At 69.4% G+C, this 14,985-nt stretch carries 17 protein-coding genes; 8 read left to right on the top strand and 9 right to left on the bottom strand.

Features of this window, described 5'->3' with window-relative positions; all coding sequences use genetic code 11:
* Nucleotides 1-369: 369 nt before the first annotated feature.
* Complete coding sequence (locus ACYVAQ_RS06720) at nucleotides 370-597, top strand: helix-turn-helix transcriptional regulator (RefSeq protein WP_460787728.1); 228 nt, start codon at nucleotides 370-372, stop codon at nucleotides 595-597.
* Between the two features lie 177 nt (nucleotides 598-774).
* On the opposite strand, the gene ACYVAQ_RS06725 is transcribed toward ACYVAQ_RS06720, so the two are convergent.
* Nucleotides 775-987 carry a hypothetical protein gene (locus ACYVAQ_RS06725; RefSeq protein WP_460787729.1) on the bottom strand — a complete coding sequence of 71 codons (213 nt, stop codon included), beginning with the start codon at nucleotides 985-987 and terminating at the stop codon, nucleotides 775-777.
* 141 nt (nucleotides 988-1,128) lie between these two features.
* On the opposite strand from ACYVAQ_RS06725, the gene ACYVAQ_RS06730 reads away from it, so the two are divergent.
* On the top strand, nucleotides 1,129-1,536 hold the full coding sequence (locus tag ACYVAQ_RS06730; RefSeq protein ID WP_460787730.1) for a VOC family protein: 408 nt from the start codon (nucleotides 1,129-1,131) through the stop codon (nucleotides 1,534-1,536).
* 65 nt (nucleotides 1,537-1,601) lie between these two features.
* Here ACYVAQ_RS06730 and ACYVAQ_RS06735 read toward each other — a convergent pair whose 3' ends face one another.
* Entirely contained in the window at nucleotides 1,602-2,225 is a 624-nt protein-coding gene (locus ACYVAQ_RS06735; RefSeq protein WP_460787731.1) for a TMEM165/GDT1 family protein, read from the bottom strand.
* 9 nt (nucleotides 2,226-2,234) lie between these two features.
* On the opposite strand from ACYVAQ_RS06735, the gene ACYVAQ_RS06740 reads away from it, so the two are divergent.
* Nucleotides 2,235-3,014, top strand: a complete 780-nt coding sequence (locus ACYVAQ_RS06740) for an alpha/beta hydrolase family protein (RefSeq protein ID WP_460787732.1) — start codon at nucleotides 2,235-2,237, stop codon at nucleotides 3,012-3,014.
* Nucleotides 3,011-3,487, top strand: coding sequence for an SRPBCC family protein (locus tag ACYVAQ_RS06745; RefSeq protein WP_460787733.1), 477 nt, complete (start codon nucleotides 3,011-3,013; stop codon nucleotides 3,485-3,487). Before ACYVAQ_RS06740 ends, ACYVAQ_RS06745 begins: the two co-directional genes overlap by 4 nt.
* Here the strand turns inward: ACYVAQ_RS06745 and ACYVAQ_RS06750 are convergent.
* Nucleotides 3,453-3,893, bottom strand: coding sequence for a hypothetical protein (locus ACYVAQ_RS06750; protein ID WP_460787734.1), 441 nt, complete (start codon nucleotides 3,891-3,893; stop codon nucleotides 3,453-3,455). The genes ACYVAQ_RS06745 and ACYVAQ_RS06750 overlap by 35 nt on opposite strands.
* A 127-nt stretch (nucleotides 3,894-4,020) precedes the next feature.
* Between ACYVAQ_RS06750 and ACYVAQ_RS06755 the strand changes: the two genes are divergently transcribed.
* A complete protein-coding gene (locus ACYVAQ_RS06755) occupies nucleotides 4,021-5,778 on the top strand; it encodes a hydroxysqualene dehydroxylase (RefSeq protein WP_460787735.1) in 1,758 nt (585 codons plus the stop codon).
* 4 nt (nucleotides 5,779-5,782) lie between these two features.
* Here the strand turns inward: ACYVAQ_RS06755 and ACYVAQ_RS06760 are convergent, their stop codons facing one another.
* From ACYVAQ_RS06760 to ACYVAQ_RS06780, 5 genes are all read right to left on the bottom strand, one after another.
* Nucleotides 5,783-6,061 carry a hypothetical protein gene (locus tag ACYVAQ_RS06760; RefSeq protein WP_460787736.1) on the bottom strand — a complete coding sequence of 93 codons (279 nt, stop codon included), beginning with the start codon at nucleotides 6,059-6,061 and terminating at the stop codon, nucleotides 5,783-5,785.
* Nucleotides 6,062-6,147: 86 nt separating this feature from the next.
* Nucleotides 6,148-7,146, bottom strand: a complete 999-nt coding sequence (locus ACYVAQ_RS06765) for a sulfate/molybdate ABC transporter ATP-binding protein (protein ID WP_460787737.1) — start codon at nucleotides 7,144-7,146, stop codon at nucleotides 6,148-6,150.
* A gap of 1 nt (nucleotide 7,147) precedes the next feature.
* A complete protein-coding gene (locus ACYVAQ_RS06770) occupies nucleotides 7,148-7,957 on the bottom strand; it encodes a sulfate ABC transporter permease (protein WP_460787739.1) in 810 nt (269 codons plus the stop codon).
* Entirely contained in the window at nucleotides 7,950-8,813 is an 864-nt protein-coding gene (gene cysT, locus ACYVAQ_RS06775; RefSeq protein WP_460787740.1) for a sulfate ABC transporter permease subunit CysT, read from the bottom strand. The genes ACYVAQ_RS06770 and cysT overlap by 8 nt, the downstream gene beginning before the upstream one ends.
* Nucleotides 8,813-9,874, bottom strand: a complete 1,062-nt coding sequence (locus ACYVAQ_RS06780) for a sulfate ABC transporter substrate-binding protein (RefSeq protein WP_460787741.1) — start codon at nucleotides 9,872-9,874, stop codon at nucleotides 8,813-8,815. Before ACYVAQ_RS06780 ends, cysT begins: the two co-directional genes overlap by 1 nt.
* A gap of 409 nt (nucleotides 9,875-10,283) precedes the next feature.
* On the opposite strand from ACYVAQ_RS06780, the gene ACYVAQ_RS06785 reads away from it, so the two are divergent.
* Together ACYVAQ_RS06785 and ACYVAQ_RS06790 are read left to right on the top strand one after the other, a co-directional pair.
* Nucleotides 10,284-12,272 carry a 2-oxoacid:acceptor oxidoreductase subunit alpha gene (locus tag ACYVAQ_RS06785; RefSeq protein WP_460787742.1) on the top strand — a complete coding sequence of 663 codons (1,989 nt, stop codon included), beginning with the start codon at nucleotides 10,284-10,286 and terminating at the stop codon, nucleotides 12,270-12,272.
* An 85-nt stretch (nucleotides 12,273-12,357) separates the two neighbouring features.
* Nucleotides 12,358-13,458, top strand: a complete 1,101-nt coding sequence (locus ACYVAQ_RS06790) for a 2-oxoacid:ferredoxin oxidoreductase subunit beta (RefSeq protein ID WP_460788093.1) — start codon at nucleotides 12,358-12,360, stop codon at nucleotides 13,456-13,458.
* Nucleotides 13,459-13,522: 64 nt separating this feature from the next.
* Here the strand turns inward: ACYVAQ_RS06790 and ACYVAQ_RS06795 are convergent, their stop codons facing one another.
* Nucleotides 13,523-13,915: a hypothetical protein gene (locus tag ACYVAQ_RS06795; RefSeq protein WP_460787743.1), complete on the bottom strand. Its 393-nt coding sequence runs from the start codon at nucleotides 13,913-13,915 to the stop codon at nucleotides 13,523-13,525.
* Nucleotides 13,916-14,046: 131 nt separating this feature from the next.
* Between ACYVAQ_RS06795 and rarD the strand changes: the two genes are divergently transcribed.
* A complete protein-coding gene (rarD, locus tag ACYVAQ_RS06800; RefSeq protein WP_460787744.1) occupies nucleotides 14,047-14,955 on the top strand; it encodes an EamA family transporter RarD in 909 nt (302 codons plus the stop codon).
* The last annotated feature ends 30 nt before the right edge of the window (nucleotides 14,956-14,985 follow it).

Raw genomic sequence — 14,985 nt, forward strand, 5'->3', positions numbered from 1 at the left:
TCAGTCGTGAACCTTTTCGCCGCAGCCATCACACACCTCCACAAGGACTCTCAAAGTTTCGAGCACTCCCACGAGATGTGGACCGAGAATCGGGGGGCAGGACACCTGACATAACGCGAAACGACGGACGCATTTCCGCAGGTCGTACGGCCCAGGACCGGGTCCAGGGCCGGAAACTCGAGCAGAACGCTGCCGGTGGTGGACCCGGTCTACAACCGGCACCGCACCGGGCGCGGAACCGGTCCCTTCACGTGCCCGCCGACGACTCCCAGCGTGGTCTCGACGCGCCCAGTGGCGGCCGCTCACACCTAACAGGTGGTCGGAGAGCCCGGCCATGGTCCACCAGGCCGAGACCAACGGAGGCATCCCATGAGCGCACAACCCACCCGACACCAGCCGTCCGTCAACGGCGCCGAGGAGATGCTCACCCTCGAGGAGGCATGCCAGTTCCTCCGCCTATCCGAAGGAACCCTGCGCTACTGGCGCCACCTCGGTGCGGGGCCGAAGAGCTTCAAGGTCGGGCGCCACGTCCGCTACTGGCGCGCCGACCTGGTCCTCTGGCTCGCCGAGCAGAGCCGTCGCAGCAGAGCCGAATGACACGACCGGGAGCTTGATCGTCGGCGGGTCAGAGTCCGCGAAAAGTCCGCAAGATTCCCGACACTCATCGTTTGGAGCCAACGTCACCAGACGGGTAACCGCAGGTCAGCGCCATAGTGCCGACGTCGATCAACGGCACCCGTCTACGCGGGTGCCCTTCACCAACTACCGCTGACGTCAGGCAGCGTGCGGGTGGTGGTGCTCCACGTCCGTGGCGCGGTTGTCCCCGTCGTGCCCCACGAGGTTCGGTCGCGACGGGGGCGCCGAGCCGGACGCGCGCACCAGGACGACCACGAAGGTCACCAGGACCGACAAGATGGCGGTCGCCATGACCGCGAACAGCAGGGTCCACGTCATCGGGCTCCACTGCTCGGTTGTGAGGACGAACATCTCTACCTCCTGACCACGACGGGACCCCTCCATCGTGCGCCCGGTCGGATCGAGAGTCCAGGGCTCCTGGTTCCGCGGGACGACTGTCGGTGGCGGGTGCTTGGCTGAAGGCTCCAACCAAGACCGAGAGGACCTTCCCCGATGGCGAGCAGGCTCAACCCGTACATCAGCTTCCGCGACGACGCGAAGCCCGCGATGGAGTTCTACCACCGGATCTTCGGTGGCGAGCTGAACGTCTCCACGTTCGGCGACATGGGCATGACCGACGGCGCCGACCTGGTCATGCACGCGATGCTGGAGACCCCGGCCGGCTTCACGCTGATGGCCGCGGACACGCCTCCGCACATGGAGTTCTCGGCCGGCAGCCAGATCACGGTCTCGGTCAGCGGTGACGACGACGCGGAGTTGCGCGGCTACTGGGCCGGCCTCGGCGAAGGCGGCAAGGTCACGATGCCGCTGGAGAAGCAGGTCTGGGGCGACGTCTTCGGCATGGTCACCGACAAGTTCGGGATCGCCTGGATGGTCAACATCGCGGGCGACCAGCAGTAGGTCTCGATACACCGCCTCGTCCCTCGGCGGCACTCGACCAGCGAACTGGGCGGGGGTCGCCGGCGTCAGACGACGCCGGCGACACCCAGCCCGGTGTAGATCGCGAGCCCGAGCATCACCACCGCGGCGACGCGGCAGATCCACTTCATCGGCAGCACCCGCAGCAGCGTGGCACCGCCGAGCATGGCGAGCAGGCCCACCGCCCACAGGCCGAGGGTCGCGCCGATGGCGACCGACCACGGGTCGTCGTACTTGGCGGCGAGGTTCGCGGTCATGATCTGGGTGAGGTCCCCCCACTCGGCCACGAAGATCGTGACGAAGCCGAGGGACGCCACTCGGCCGAACCCCGCCGTCGCCGGTACGTCGGCGATCTCCGCCTCGTCCGCGGCGAACTCGGCGTCCCGGTCCTCCTCGTCCTCCTCCTCGCCCTCGCGCCAGATCAGGATCGCCCCGACCAGGAACAGGACGGTCACGACGACTTCGACCGCGTCGTGCGGGAGCAGCTGGAGGAGTGACCCGGCCGCCACCGCGATGATCACGTGCACCAGGAACGCGGCGGCGACACCGGTGAAGACCCAGCGCCACGGGAAGCGGGTGCTGAGCACCAGGCTGGCGATGGCGGACTTGTCGGGCAGCTCGCCCACGAAGATCAGACCGAAGACGACTGCGATGACACCGATATCAAGCATGGTGCTGCCATGATGCCGTACGTGGCCGAACGTGTGTCCTTCGCGAGCTCAACCGGACCCCTGCTGGCAGGCCTGATCGATGCCCCGACCGGGCCGATCCGCGGATGGGGTCTCTACGCCCACGGCTTCACGCTCGGCAAGGACTGCCCGGCGGCCTCACGGATCTGCAAGCAGCTGGCTGCCGACGGCATCGCGATGCTGCGCTTCGACAACCTGGGGCTCGGCGACTCCGAGGGCGACTGGGGCGACGGATCCTTCACCGTCAAGGTCGCCGACACCCGCCGGGCGCTCGCGTTCCTCGCCGAGCGCGGCACCCCGGCCGACCTGGTGGTCGGGCACTCCTGGGGAGGCGCCGCCGGGATCGTCGCCGCCAGCGAGGAGCCCACCGTGCGCGCCGTCGTGACCGTCGGCGCGCCGAGCGACCCACGCACCGTGGAGCACCAGTACGACGCCGTGGTCGACCGTGCCGTCAGCGACGGCCACGCGCAGTGGCTCGTCGGCGGCAAGGCGCTCACCCTGAAGCGGGCGTTCGTCGAGAACGTCCGGAACGCCCACCTGCTCGACGTCGTGCCGAGGCTGCGCCGTCCACTGCTGGTCATGCACTCCCCCACCGACGACACCGTCGACATCAACAACGCGGCCGACATCTTCAACGCCGCCCGGCACCCGCGCAGCTTCGTCTCGCTGGAGGGCAGCGACCACCTGCTCACCGCGCCGGGCCAGGCCGCCCGGGCGGCCCGCATCATCGGCGCCTGGGCCGAGCCGTACCTGACCGGGACCACCGCGTGAACCCGAGCGCCCGCATCGAGATCGACGCGCCGATCGCGGTCGTGTGGGACGTCATGACCGCGACCGAGGACTACCCCGCCTGGAACCCGTTCGTCATCCGCGCCGAGACCGAGCAGCCACCGACGGTCGGCAACCCGATCCGGCTCCGGGTGCGGTGGGCCAGCGGCGGCGAGACGACCTCGCCCGAGCGGATCACGGCGCTCGAGCCGCCGGCGATCGAGACCGACGGATCGGCGTACGCGCTGATGTCGTACGTCTACGAGGGCCTGCCGAGCCGGTTCGGCCTGGTCCGCGGTGTCCGCCACCAGCGGCTCAGCCAGACGCCGGGCGGCCCGACCGTCTACGACACCGTCGAGGAGTTCCGCGGTCCGCTCGTGCGGCTGGCCGGCCCGGGCCGCGTCGCCGACGGCTTCCGCCGCCACGCCGAGGCGCTCAAGGTCAGGGCGGAGTCCCGCGCGTCCCCGGCGGGCTGAGCTCGTCGGAGTGCCACGCGGCCCACAGCGCGAAGCCGAACACGGCCGCTCCGCAGCAGATGTCGGCGACGACGTGGGTCTGGCGCCACCAGACCATGTGGATCGCGCCCGGGACCGCGTAGTGCGCGATGCCGATCAGCCCGGACACGGAGTACGCCGTCAGGGCGATCGAGGCGAGCGTGATCCGGCGGCGGAACCACAGCACGAGCCCGAGCACGCCGAACGCGGTGAACACGAACCAGCTGCCGCCGACCACACCGGCCGACGGCACCGGGAGCCGGCTCCCCGGTGACGGCGTCGGGTAGTCGGCGTAGTTCACGTAGTTGTCGAGGTAGTGCACGACCGACACCACGAACGCGAGACCGAGCAGCACGCAGATCACCCGGGTCGCGCGCAGGTAGCTCACCCCGCCCACGTTAGTTGCCCCTCCGGCACGCTCCCAGCAGCCCCGCGGCAGGCGCATCTGATAACGGGTGTTCTCACTTCCTGGACGACCCGGTGCGTACGCCGCCGGCCCGGTCTAGCGTCGCCCCATGCTCCCCTCCGCACCGGTCAGCCGGCGCGGCGTCCTGGCCGGCTCCGCCGCGGTCACCGGCGCCGGCGCCCTCGCCAGCACCGTCGCGACGCCGGCCCTGGCGTCCGCCCCCGGCCGCCGCGTCGCCGTCCTCGGCGGCGGCATGGCCGGCCTCACCGCCGCGCACGAGCTCGCCGAGCGCGGCTTCGAGGTCACCGTCTACGAGCCGACCGCCTGGGGCGGCAAGGCGCGCAGCATCCCCGACCCCGGCACGGCGACCGGCACCCGCCGTGACCTGCCGGGCGAGCACGGCTTCCGGTTCTTCCCGGGCTTCTACCACCACGTGCCGGACACGATGCAGCGCATCCCGTTCGGCAGCGGCACCGTCTTCGACCACCTGGTGCCGGCGATGGGCGCCAAGTTCCTGCGGGCCGGCGACCACGCCGACGGCTTCCTCTTCGGCATCGGTCCGGATCCGACCCAGCTGCTCAGCGTCGACTACCTGCGTCGGTTCCTGACCGACACCCTCGCCGGTTCCGGGGTGCCGCCGCAGGAGCTCTCGTACTTCGTCGAGCGCCTCCTCGTCTTCGTCACGAGCTGCGACGAGCGTCGCCTCGGCGAGTGGGAGAAGGTCAGCTGGTGGAACTTCATTAGGGCCGGCCAGCACTCCACCGAGTACCAGCGCGTGCTCGCCGCGGGCCTCACCCGCAACCTGGTCGCGGCGAAGGAGAAGATCGCCAGCGCCCGCACGATCGGCAACATGGGCGAGGCGTTCGTCTACTCGATCATGGGTCGCGGCAGCAACGGCGCCCCGGACCGCGTGCTCGACCTCCCGACCAACGAGGCGTGGATCAACCCCTGGATGAAGCAGCTGCGTGCCCTCGGGATCACCTTCGTGCCCGGCCACAAGCTGCTGCGGTACGACGTGAGCGGCGGCCGCATCACCGGTGCGGTGCTGACCGACCGCGCCGGACGTCGTACGACGGTCCACGCCGACTGGTACGTGAGCGCGATGCCGGTGGAGCGCGTCGTACCGACCCTGACGGCGCCCGTCCTCGCCCTCGACCCGCGCCTGGGCCGACTCACGAGCCTGTTCACCGACTGGATGGTCGGCATCCAGTACTTCCTCTACGACTCGCCGACGATCACCAACGGCCACATCAGCTTCATGGACGCGCCGTGGGCGCTGACCGCGCTGACCCAGGGCCAGTTCTGGACCGCGCGCAACCTTCCGCGCGACTACGGCGACGGCAAGGTCAAGGACATCCTGTCCGTCGACATCTCCGACTGGGACTCCCCCGGCCTGCTGGTCAAGAAGCCGGCCAAGAGGTGCACGCGGGCCGAGGTGGCCCGCGAGGTCCTGCACCAGATCCGGATGCACCACACGGCCGGTGACCAGCTGCCGGCCGGCATCGTGCACTCCTGGTTCATGGACCCGGCGATCAGGTGGCACCCCGCCCTGCACCGCAACAGCAACGACACGCCCCTGCTGGTCAACACGGTCGACTCGTGGAAGGACCGGCCCACGGCCCGCACCGCGATCCCGAACCTGTTCCTCAGCGGCGACTTCGTGCGGACCAACATCGACCTGGCCACGATGGAGGGTGCGAACGAGTCGGCGCGCGACGCCGTCAACGCGATCCTCGCCGAGTCGGGCTCCAGCGCGGCACCGGCCGCCAAGTACGAGCTCTACAAGCCGCCGGAGTTCGAGGCGCTCAAGGCAGTCGACAAGGTGCTCTTCCAGGCCGGGCAGAAGAACGCGCTCGACCTGGGGTGAGTCGCTACTTCTTCTCCAGTCCCTCGAGCAGGGCGAGGATCTCCGGGATCCGGTCGATCAGCGCCATCTTCTCCTCGAGCTGCGCGAGCAGGTCCTTGACCTCGGACAGCGTGGCGTCGACGTCGATCATCCGCTTGTCGACGCTGGTCAGGGTGCCCTCGACCGTCGTCAGCGTCCCCTCGACGGTCGTCAGCGTCCCACCGACGGTGCCCAAGGTGTCGTTGGCGCTCGCCAGCGTCCTGTCGGCCCGCTTCAGCAGGTCGGCCACCGGGTTGAGTCCCATCACATCCCCCTCGTAGGTCTGGAGGGGAAGCGTCGCACAACGGGCCGCCCTCCTGGTGGAGGACGGCCCGTTGCAGCGGTACGACGTCAGACGACGGCGGCCATCGCGGGGATGGTGACCGCCCCGACGGCGGCCGTCAGCCACACCTTGGTGCCGAGCTCCAGGTCCAGCGCGTGCGCGTGCGCCCGGGTCAGCACGACGGCCACGGGCTCGCCGCCGCCCTCGGGCTCGACCTCGAGGCGGACCTCGAAGCCGACCCGGAGCAGCCGGGTGACCGTGCCGGCCTGGGCACCGGCAGCGCCGGGCTGGACCGCCACGTCGATGTCGTGCGGGCGGAGCTTGAGCTGGCCGAGCCGGGTCACGTCGCCGAGGAAGCTCATCACGAAGTCGTTCGCGGGCTCGTCGTACAGCTGGTCGGGGCTGCCGACCTGCTCGATCCGGCCCTGGTTGACCACGACGATCTCGTCGGCGACCTCCATGGCCTCCTCCTGGTCGTGGGTGACGAACACCGTCGTCACGTGGACCTCGTCGTGCAGCCGGCGCAGCCAGTCGCGCAGCTCCTTGCGGACCTTGGCGTCGAGGGCACCGAACGGCTCGTCGAGCAGCAGCACGCTGGGCTCGACGGCGAGGGCGCGGGCGAGCGCCATGCGCTGGCGCTGGCCGCCCGAGAGCTGCGACGGGAGACGGTGCGCGAACTGCGAGAGGTGCACGAGCTCGAGCAGCTCGTCCACGCGGCGGGCGACGTCGGCCTTGGGACGCTTGCGGATCTCCATGCCGAAGGCGACGTTCTTGGCGACCGTCATGTGCTTGAAGACCGCGTAGTGCTGGAACACGAAGCCGACGTTGCGCTTCTGCGGCGGCAGCTTCGTGGCGTCCACACCCTCGATCTCGACCGAGCCGCTGGTGGCGGTGTCGAGGCCGGCGATGATCCGCAGCAGCGTGGACTTGCCGCCACCGGAGGGACCCAGCAGCGCCGTCAGCTGGCCGGTGGGCAGCGACAGGCTGACGTCGTCGAGCGCCACGAAGGGCTCACGACCGGACTGGGCGGGGTAGACCTTGGTCAGGTTCTTGACCTCGATGCTCATGTCAGTGTCCTTCCTTGGGACGGAGCAGGGAGACGACGACGATGCAGACGACGCTGATGAACGCGAGGACGAAGGAGATCGCGTACGCCGACTCCTGCTGGAACGCGTGGTACTCCGACTCGACCAGCAGCGTGGCCGTCTGCGTCTGGTTGATGACGTTGCCGGACACGACCTTGACCGCGCCGAACTCACCGAGGCAGCGGGCCAGGCTCAGCACGACGCCGTACACGACGGCCCACTTGATGCTCGGCAGGGTGATCCGCCAGAAGGTCTGCCGGAAGCTCGCGCCCAGGCTGCGCGCGGCCTGCTCCTGGTCGTCGCCGATCTCGGTGAGCACCGGGACGACCTCACGGACGACCAACGGCAGTGCCACGAAGGCGGTCGCCATGATCATGCCGGTGCCGCTGAAGATGATGTGCACACCCCAGCTCTCGAGCGTCGGGCCGAACCAGCCGTTGCGCGGGCCGTAGACCAGCAGCAGCGAGAGGCCGACGACGATCGGCGAGACCGCCATCGGCAGGTCGATCAGCGCCGACAGGGCCCGCTTGCCGGGGAACTCGGAGCGCACGAGCAGCAGCGAGATCGTCACCCCGAAGACGAGGTTGATCAGCACCGCCTGGATGGCGATCTGGACGCTGAGCAGCAGCGCGTGCTGCACGTCGGCCTGACCGAACAGGTCGAGCACGGGGCCGACGCCGCCGGCGAACGCCTGGCGCACGAGCGAGGCCGTGGGCCACGCGACCAGCAGGCCGACGTACCCCAGGACGAGGATGCGCAGGGCCCACTTCAGGGGCCGACCGAGCTCAACCACGACGGGCCGCCCTTCGGGAGAGGATGTCGAGCAGGACGATCACGACGAGCGAGACGAACAGCATCAGGCTGGCGACGGAGGCCGCGGCGGCAGTGCTGCCGTTCTCGATGTAGGTCAGCACGCGGACCGAGACGACCTCGCTGTTGAACGGCTTGTTGCTGCTGAGCAGCACCAGCGAGCCGTACTCGGCGATCGCGCGGGCGAAGGACAGCGCCGCGCCCGCGGTGATGGCGGGCAGCAGGCTGGGCAGCACGATCCGTCGCAGGATCGTCCAGCGCCCGGCTCCCAGGGAGGCCGCGGCCTCCTCGACGTCGGTGTCGAGCTCGCCCAGGACGGGCTGCACGGTGCGCACCACGAACGGCAGGGTCACGAACGCGAGCGCCAGCGGGACCGCCATCTTGGTGTAGGCCCAGTGCACGCCGATCGGGCTGGTCGGGCCGTAGAGGCCGAGCAGCACCAGGCCGGCGACGATGGTCGGCAGCGCGAACGGGATGTCGATGACGATGTCCAGCAGGCGCTTGCCGACGAACTGGTCACGGACCAGGACCCACGCGATGAGGGTGCCCATCACCACGTTGAGGACGGTCACCACCGCGGCCTGCTCGACGGTCAGCCGCACGGCCGCGAACGTCTCGGCGTTCGTGATCGTGCGCCAGTAGCTCTCCCAGCCGCCACCGGCCGCCGTGGCCACGATCGCCGCGAGCGGGATCAGGACCAGCAGGCTGAACCAGGTGACCGAGATGCCCAGGGCCAGCGACGAGGCGGGCGTGAGCGTGGTCCTGCTCGCCCGGCGCACACGCGCCGGGCGAGCAGGGGTCCCGACAGGCTCGACCACCGGATGGGTCGTCGATGTCATCAGCTGTCCTGGGCGTCCGAACCCGAGTCGGCGATCAGCTGGCTGATGATGCCGACCGGGTTGCCGTCCGAGCCGTCGTTGAAGAACTTCGAGTTGGCCGAGTCCCAGCCGCCGAGGTTCTTGTCCACGGTGTAGAGCGTCTTCGGGTCCGGGAACGGGTTGCTCGGGTCGTTGGCACCCTTGACCTGGGGCACCGCCACGCCGGAGACGCCGGGCACCGGCCGGAAGCCGTACTGCGCGTAGATCTCCTGGCCCTGCGGGCTCAGCATGAAGCTGAGGAAGTCCTTGGCCGGCTGCGAGGCGCTGGTGGTGACGGCAGCCGGGTTCTGGATGAGCAGGGTGTCGTTCGGGATGACGTAGTCGATGTTCTCACCGGCCTGCTTGGCCTGGATCGCCTCGTCCTCGTAGGCCAGCAGGACGTCCTGGTTGCCCTCGACGAATGCCGAGGTGGCCTCACGGCCGCTGCTGGGCAGGACGGGGGTGTTCTTCAGCAGCTTGCCGACGAACTGCTTGGCCTGGGCCTCGCTGCCCCCGGCGCCGACGACGTGCTCCCACGCGGCGAGCAGGTTCCACTTCGCGGCGCCGGACGAGCCCGGGTTCGGGGTGACGATGGAGACGCCCGGCTTGACCAGGTCGTCCCACGAGGTGATGTGCTTCGGGTTGCCCTTGCGGACCACGAAGACGACGACGGAGTCGGTGGCGATGCCCTTCGTCGCGCCGGTGTTCCAGTCCTTCGACACGAGGTTGGCGTCGACGAGCCGCTTCATGTCGGGCTCGAGGGAGAAGTGGACGACGTCGGCCTTGGCGCCGCCCGCGACGCTGCGCGACTGGTCACCCGAGGCCCCGTACGACGGGGCGAACTCCACGCCGCTGCCGGCGGACGTGCCCTGGAAGGCCTTGAACTCGGCGTCGTTGGCCTGCTGCAGGACCGAGAAGCCGACGACCGAGACGGTCTTGGCGGAGTCGCCGCTCGAGGTCGAGGTGCAGGCAGTGGCGACGAGTCCGGTGACGGCGAGCAGGGCCACGCCGGCGGCGGTCTTGGCGGTGCGGGTCTTCTTCATGGTTCTCGTGCTTTCTGTGCGGTCGAGCGGCGGTGGTCGGTTTGACCGATCAGGTGAACGGCCCCGCCTATCAATCTCAGGTAGATTACTAGTCTTAAGTAGAACACTTCGTCAACTCGAGAGCTGCTCGCGTGTCGCAGGGCGAGCGCCCGCGCCGGCGTCGTACGCCGGACAACCGGGCGAACGCGTGAGGGACGTCACCCGCGCCGGGCTCTCACCCATCGGAAGCGGCGAGGGCTCCGCACACGGGCGTCTATCGTGGTAAATGCGTGGAGGACGGACGCCGCACTCGGGCCTGCAGCGCCGGCCACGCCGAGGACCTGGATGCGTGTCCAGTGCCGCGTCCGGAGGACATTCCGGAAAAAGTGAAACAGGTTCTAGTATTGGTTCCCTGTCCGCGTGCGATGACGTGCGACGGGGAGTCCCAGCAAAGAGAGCGAACGACGTGAGTCAGACCAAGCAGGTCAAGCAGTTGGATCGGGTGATCATCCGGTTCGCCGGCGACTCCGGTGACGGCATGCAGCTGACCGGTGACCGGTTCACCCAGGAGTCGGCCGTGTTCGGCAACGACCTGGTGACCCTGCCGAACTTCCCGGCCGAGATCCGTGCCCCTCAGGGCACGATCCCGGGCGTCTCGTCGTTCCAGATCCACTTCGCCGACCACGACATCCTCACCGCGGGCGACCGCCCGGACGTGCTCGTCGCGATGAACCCGGCCGCGCTGAAGGCCAACATCGGCGATCTGCCCAAGGGCGCGACGATCATCGTGGACACCGCGGACTTCACCAAGCGCAACCTCGACAAGGCCGGCTACGAGGCCAACCCGCTGGACAAGATCGGGGAGGTCGACGACCCGCTGGCCGGGTTCCAGGTCCAGCCCGTCGACCTGACCGGCATCACCGTGGAGGCCGTCAAGGAGTTCGGCCTCTCCCGCAAGGACGCCTCGCGCGCGAAGAACATGTTCGCGCTCGGGCTGCTGTCCTGGATGTACGGCCGCCCCACCGAGGGCACGATCGCCTTCCTGGAGAAGAAGTTCGCCAAGGCCCCCGACATCGCCGCCGCCAACGTGGCCGCGTTCAAGGCCGGCTGGAACTACGGCGAGACGACCGAGACCTTCGTGGTCCAGTACGAGATCAAGCCGGCCGCGCTCCCGCACGGCCGCTATCGCAACATCACCGGCAACCTGGCGCTGTCCTACGGCCTGGTCGCCGCCGGCGTACGGTCGGGCCTGCCGGTGTTCCTGGGCTCCTACCCGATCACCCCGGCCTCCGACATCCTGCACGAGCTGAGCAAGCACAAGAGCTTCGGCGTGACCACGCTGCAGGCCGAGGACGAGATCGCCGGCATCGGTGCCGCGATCGGCGCCTCCTTCGGCGGCGCGCTGGCCGTCACCACCACCTCCGGCCCGGGCATCGCGCTGAAGTCCGAGGCCATCGGCCTCGCGGTGATGACCGAGCTGCCGCTGGTCGTCGTCAACGTCCAGCGCGGTGGCCCCTCGACCGGTCTGCCGACCAAGACCGAGCAGGCCGACCTGCTGCAGGCCATGTACGGCCGCAACGGCGAGGCGCCGGTCCCGATCGTCGCGCCGCAGTCGCCCGGCGACTGCTACGCCGCCGCGGTCGAGGCCGCCCGGATCGCGGTCACCTACCGCACCCCCGTCTTCCTGCTCTCCGACGGCTACCTGGCCAACGGCTCCGAGCCGTGGAAGATCCCGGACCTCGACGAGCTGCCCGAGATCCACCCGAACTTCGCCACCGGCCCGAACCACACCGACGCCAAGGGCACCGAGGTGTTCTGGCCCTACAAGCGCGACGAGGAGACCCTCGCGCGTCCGTGGGCCGTCCCGGGCACCGCGGGTCTCGAGCACCGCATCGGCGGCCTGGAGAAGGGCGACGGGCACGGCAACATCTCCTACGACCCGGCCAACCACGACCTCATGGTCCGCACCCGCCAGGCCAAGGTCGACGCCATCGCCAAGTCGCTCCCGCCGCTGGTCGTCGACGACCCGTCCGGCGAGGCCAAGGTGCTGGTGATCGGCTGGGGCTCGACGTACGGACCGATCGGTGCGGCCTGCCGTCGCGTCCGCCGGGCAGGGTACGACGTCGCGCAGGTCCACCTGCGCCACCTCAACCCGTTCCCGCGCGACCTGGGCGAGATCCTGCGCGGCTACGACAAGATCCTGGTCCCCGAGATGAACCTCGGCCAGCTCTCCAAGATGCTGCGTGCGGAGTACCTCGTGGACGCCCAGGGCTACAACCACGTCTACGGACTCCCCCTGAAGGCCGCCGAGCTCGCCGAGGCCATCGGCCTGCTCGTCGGCGAGGCCGAGGGCCGCGAGGTCAACCTCGGCGAGCACGGGCTCAACCTTCCCGCCGACCACGAAGAGGCACCCCTGTGAGGGAGACGGGCGGCCGCCTCCAGCGGCAAGCAAACAGCGGTTCTGTGCTTCGAGGCCGCACGCGACTGAACGAAACTGGTGAGACATCGTGAGTATTGATCTCGGCACCCCGTCCCTGCGCTCCGGCACCGAGCTGGTCCCGACCCTCGCCGAGGGCGAGACCCAGACCGGCAAGGACTTCTCCTCCGACCAGGAGGTCCGCTGGTGCCCCGGTTGCGGTGACTACGCCGTCCTCAAGGCCGTCCAGTCCTTCCTGCCCGACCTCGGGCTGCGTCGCGAGAACATGGTCTTCGTCTCCGGCATCGGCTGCTCCTCGCGGTTCCCGTACTACCTCGACACCTTCGGCATGCACTCCATCCACGGACGTGCCCCGTCGATCGCGACCGGTCTCGCGACCGCCCGCGAGGACCTCTCGGTGTGGGTCGTCACCGGTGACGGCGACGCGCTGTCCATCGGTGGCAACCACCTCATCCACGCGCTGCGCCGCAACGTGAACATGACGATCCTGCTGTTCAACAACCGGATCTACGGCCTCACCAAGGGTCAGTACTCCCCCACCTCCGAGGTCGGCAAGGTCACCAAGTCCACCCCGATGGGCTCGCTGGACCACCCGTTCAACCCGGTCTCGCTCGCGCTCGGCGCCGAGGCGTCCTTCGTGGCGCGCACGATCGACTCCGACCGCAAGCACCTCACCGGTGTCCTGGCGGCCGCCGCCGCGCACCGCGGCACCTCGCTGGTCGAGATCTACCAGAACTGCCCGATCTTCAACGACGGCGCGTTCGACGCGATCAAGGACCGCGACACCGCGCAGCACGCCGTCATCCCGCTCGAGCACGGCAAGCCGATCACGTTCGGCGTCCGTGACGAGGAGACCGGGCTCGGCGACAAGGCCGTCGTCGGTTCGGCCGGCGGGGTCGAAGTCGTCGACACCGCATCGGTCGCCGTGGAGGACATCCTCGTCCACGACGTGTACCGCGAGGACCCGTCGGTCGCGTTCGCGATCTCGCGGCTGACCGCTGCCGACTACCTCAACCGCAGCCCGATCGGCATCTTCCGGCAGGTCGAGCGTCCGGCGTACGACGACCTCGCCCGGGGCCAGGTCGCCGACGCCGAGGACGCGGTCGACGGTTCCCGCGAGGAGCGGCTCACCGCCCTCATCAACGGCGGGGACACCTGGACCGTCTGAGCTCCTGACACGTGAAAGGGGTCCTGCCGAGCGATCGGCAGGACCCCTTCGTCATCTGGGGGCGTCAGGTGCGGACGACGCAGCCGACGTTCCGGATCGTCTTGCGGTGCGTGGGCGTCGCCGGCACCACGACGCGGTAGCAGAAGCCGGCCAGCGAGTAGAAGTCGAAGCGGAAGAAGCCCGAGTTCAGTGCCGTGCGCGTGGTCGCCTTGTAGCGCCAGTTGCCCGATCCTTTCCGGGCCTTCTGCAGGACGATCTTGCGGCCCTTGGCCGTGGTCACGTTGCCCTTGATGTAGTAGTGGTGGCCGCTCACCTTGCCGCCGGTCAGGCTGGTGAAGGTGTGCGCCGGCAGGACCTTGGCCGCGGTGTGGGCGCTCGCGCCGGAAGCGCTGCCGAGTGCAAGCAGCAGCGCCGCGACGGCGGCGACGGCTGCGGTGATGATGCGGAGATGACGCATGGTGTCCCCTCGAGATCGGATGGTGTCGTCGGGGGTGTCCTCGCCGTTCGTGATCCTCGGTAAACCTCGGCGTCCTCGGCGAGATCGAAACTGATTCGTTGCCGGACGCAAGCAACCACTAGCCTCGAGGCGTGGAGCAGCGTCGCGGCCTGGTGTTCGGTACGACGGCGTACGTGCTCTGGGGCGTCTTCCCGCTCTACTTCCCGCTGCTCGCGCCGAGCGGCCCCTTCGAGATCCTCGCGCACCGGATGGTGTGGACCTGCCTGATCATGGCCGCCGTCGTCGTGGCAGCGCGCAAGCAGGCCGCGCTCCGGGCGATCCTCACCGACCGCCGGGCGACCCTGCTGCTCGTCGTCGCGGCGGCGACCGTCACCACCAACTGGGGCACCTACATCTACGGCGTCAACAACGAGCGGGTCGTCGAGACGTCGCTGGGCTACTTCATCAACCCGTTGGTCACCGTGCTGCTCGGCGTGCTGGTGCTGCACGAACGGCTGCGCCGGCTGCAGTGGGTCGCGCTCGGCATCGGCTTCGCGGCGGTCGCGGTGCTGACGGCCGGCTACGGGCACCCGCCGTACCTCTCGCTGATCCTGGCCTTCTCCTTCGGCACCTACGGGCTCGCGAAGAAGCAGGCGGGGGTGGGCGCCGTCGAGAGCCTCGCGTTCGAGACCGCGGTGATCGCCCCCTTCGCCCTGGTCTTCCTGGTCGTGCTGGGCCGGACCGGACACGGCCACTTCGTCGGCCACGGCGTCGGGCACGTCCTGCTGCTGGTGTCCTCCGGCCTGGTGACGGCGGTGCCCCTGCTCTTCTTCGGCGCGGCCGCGACGAGGGTGCCGCTCACCATGCTCGGTGTGCTGCAGTACCTCGCGCCGATCCTGCAGTTCGCCCTCGGCATCACCGTGCTCGGTGAATACATGCCGCCCGAGCGCTGGATCGGCTTCGGGCTGGTCTGGGTGGCGCTCGTCGTCTTCACCGTCGACGCGATCCGGTCGCGGCGGCTGCAGCTGCTCGAGCTCGAGCTGGAGGCATCCGCGGCCTGACGCGAGTTCTGGCTTGTGGTCGACCGAAAC

The organism is Nocardioides maradonensis (genome assembly GCF_054777115.1).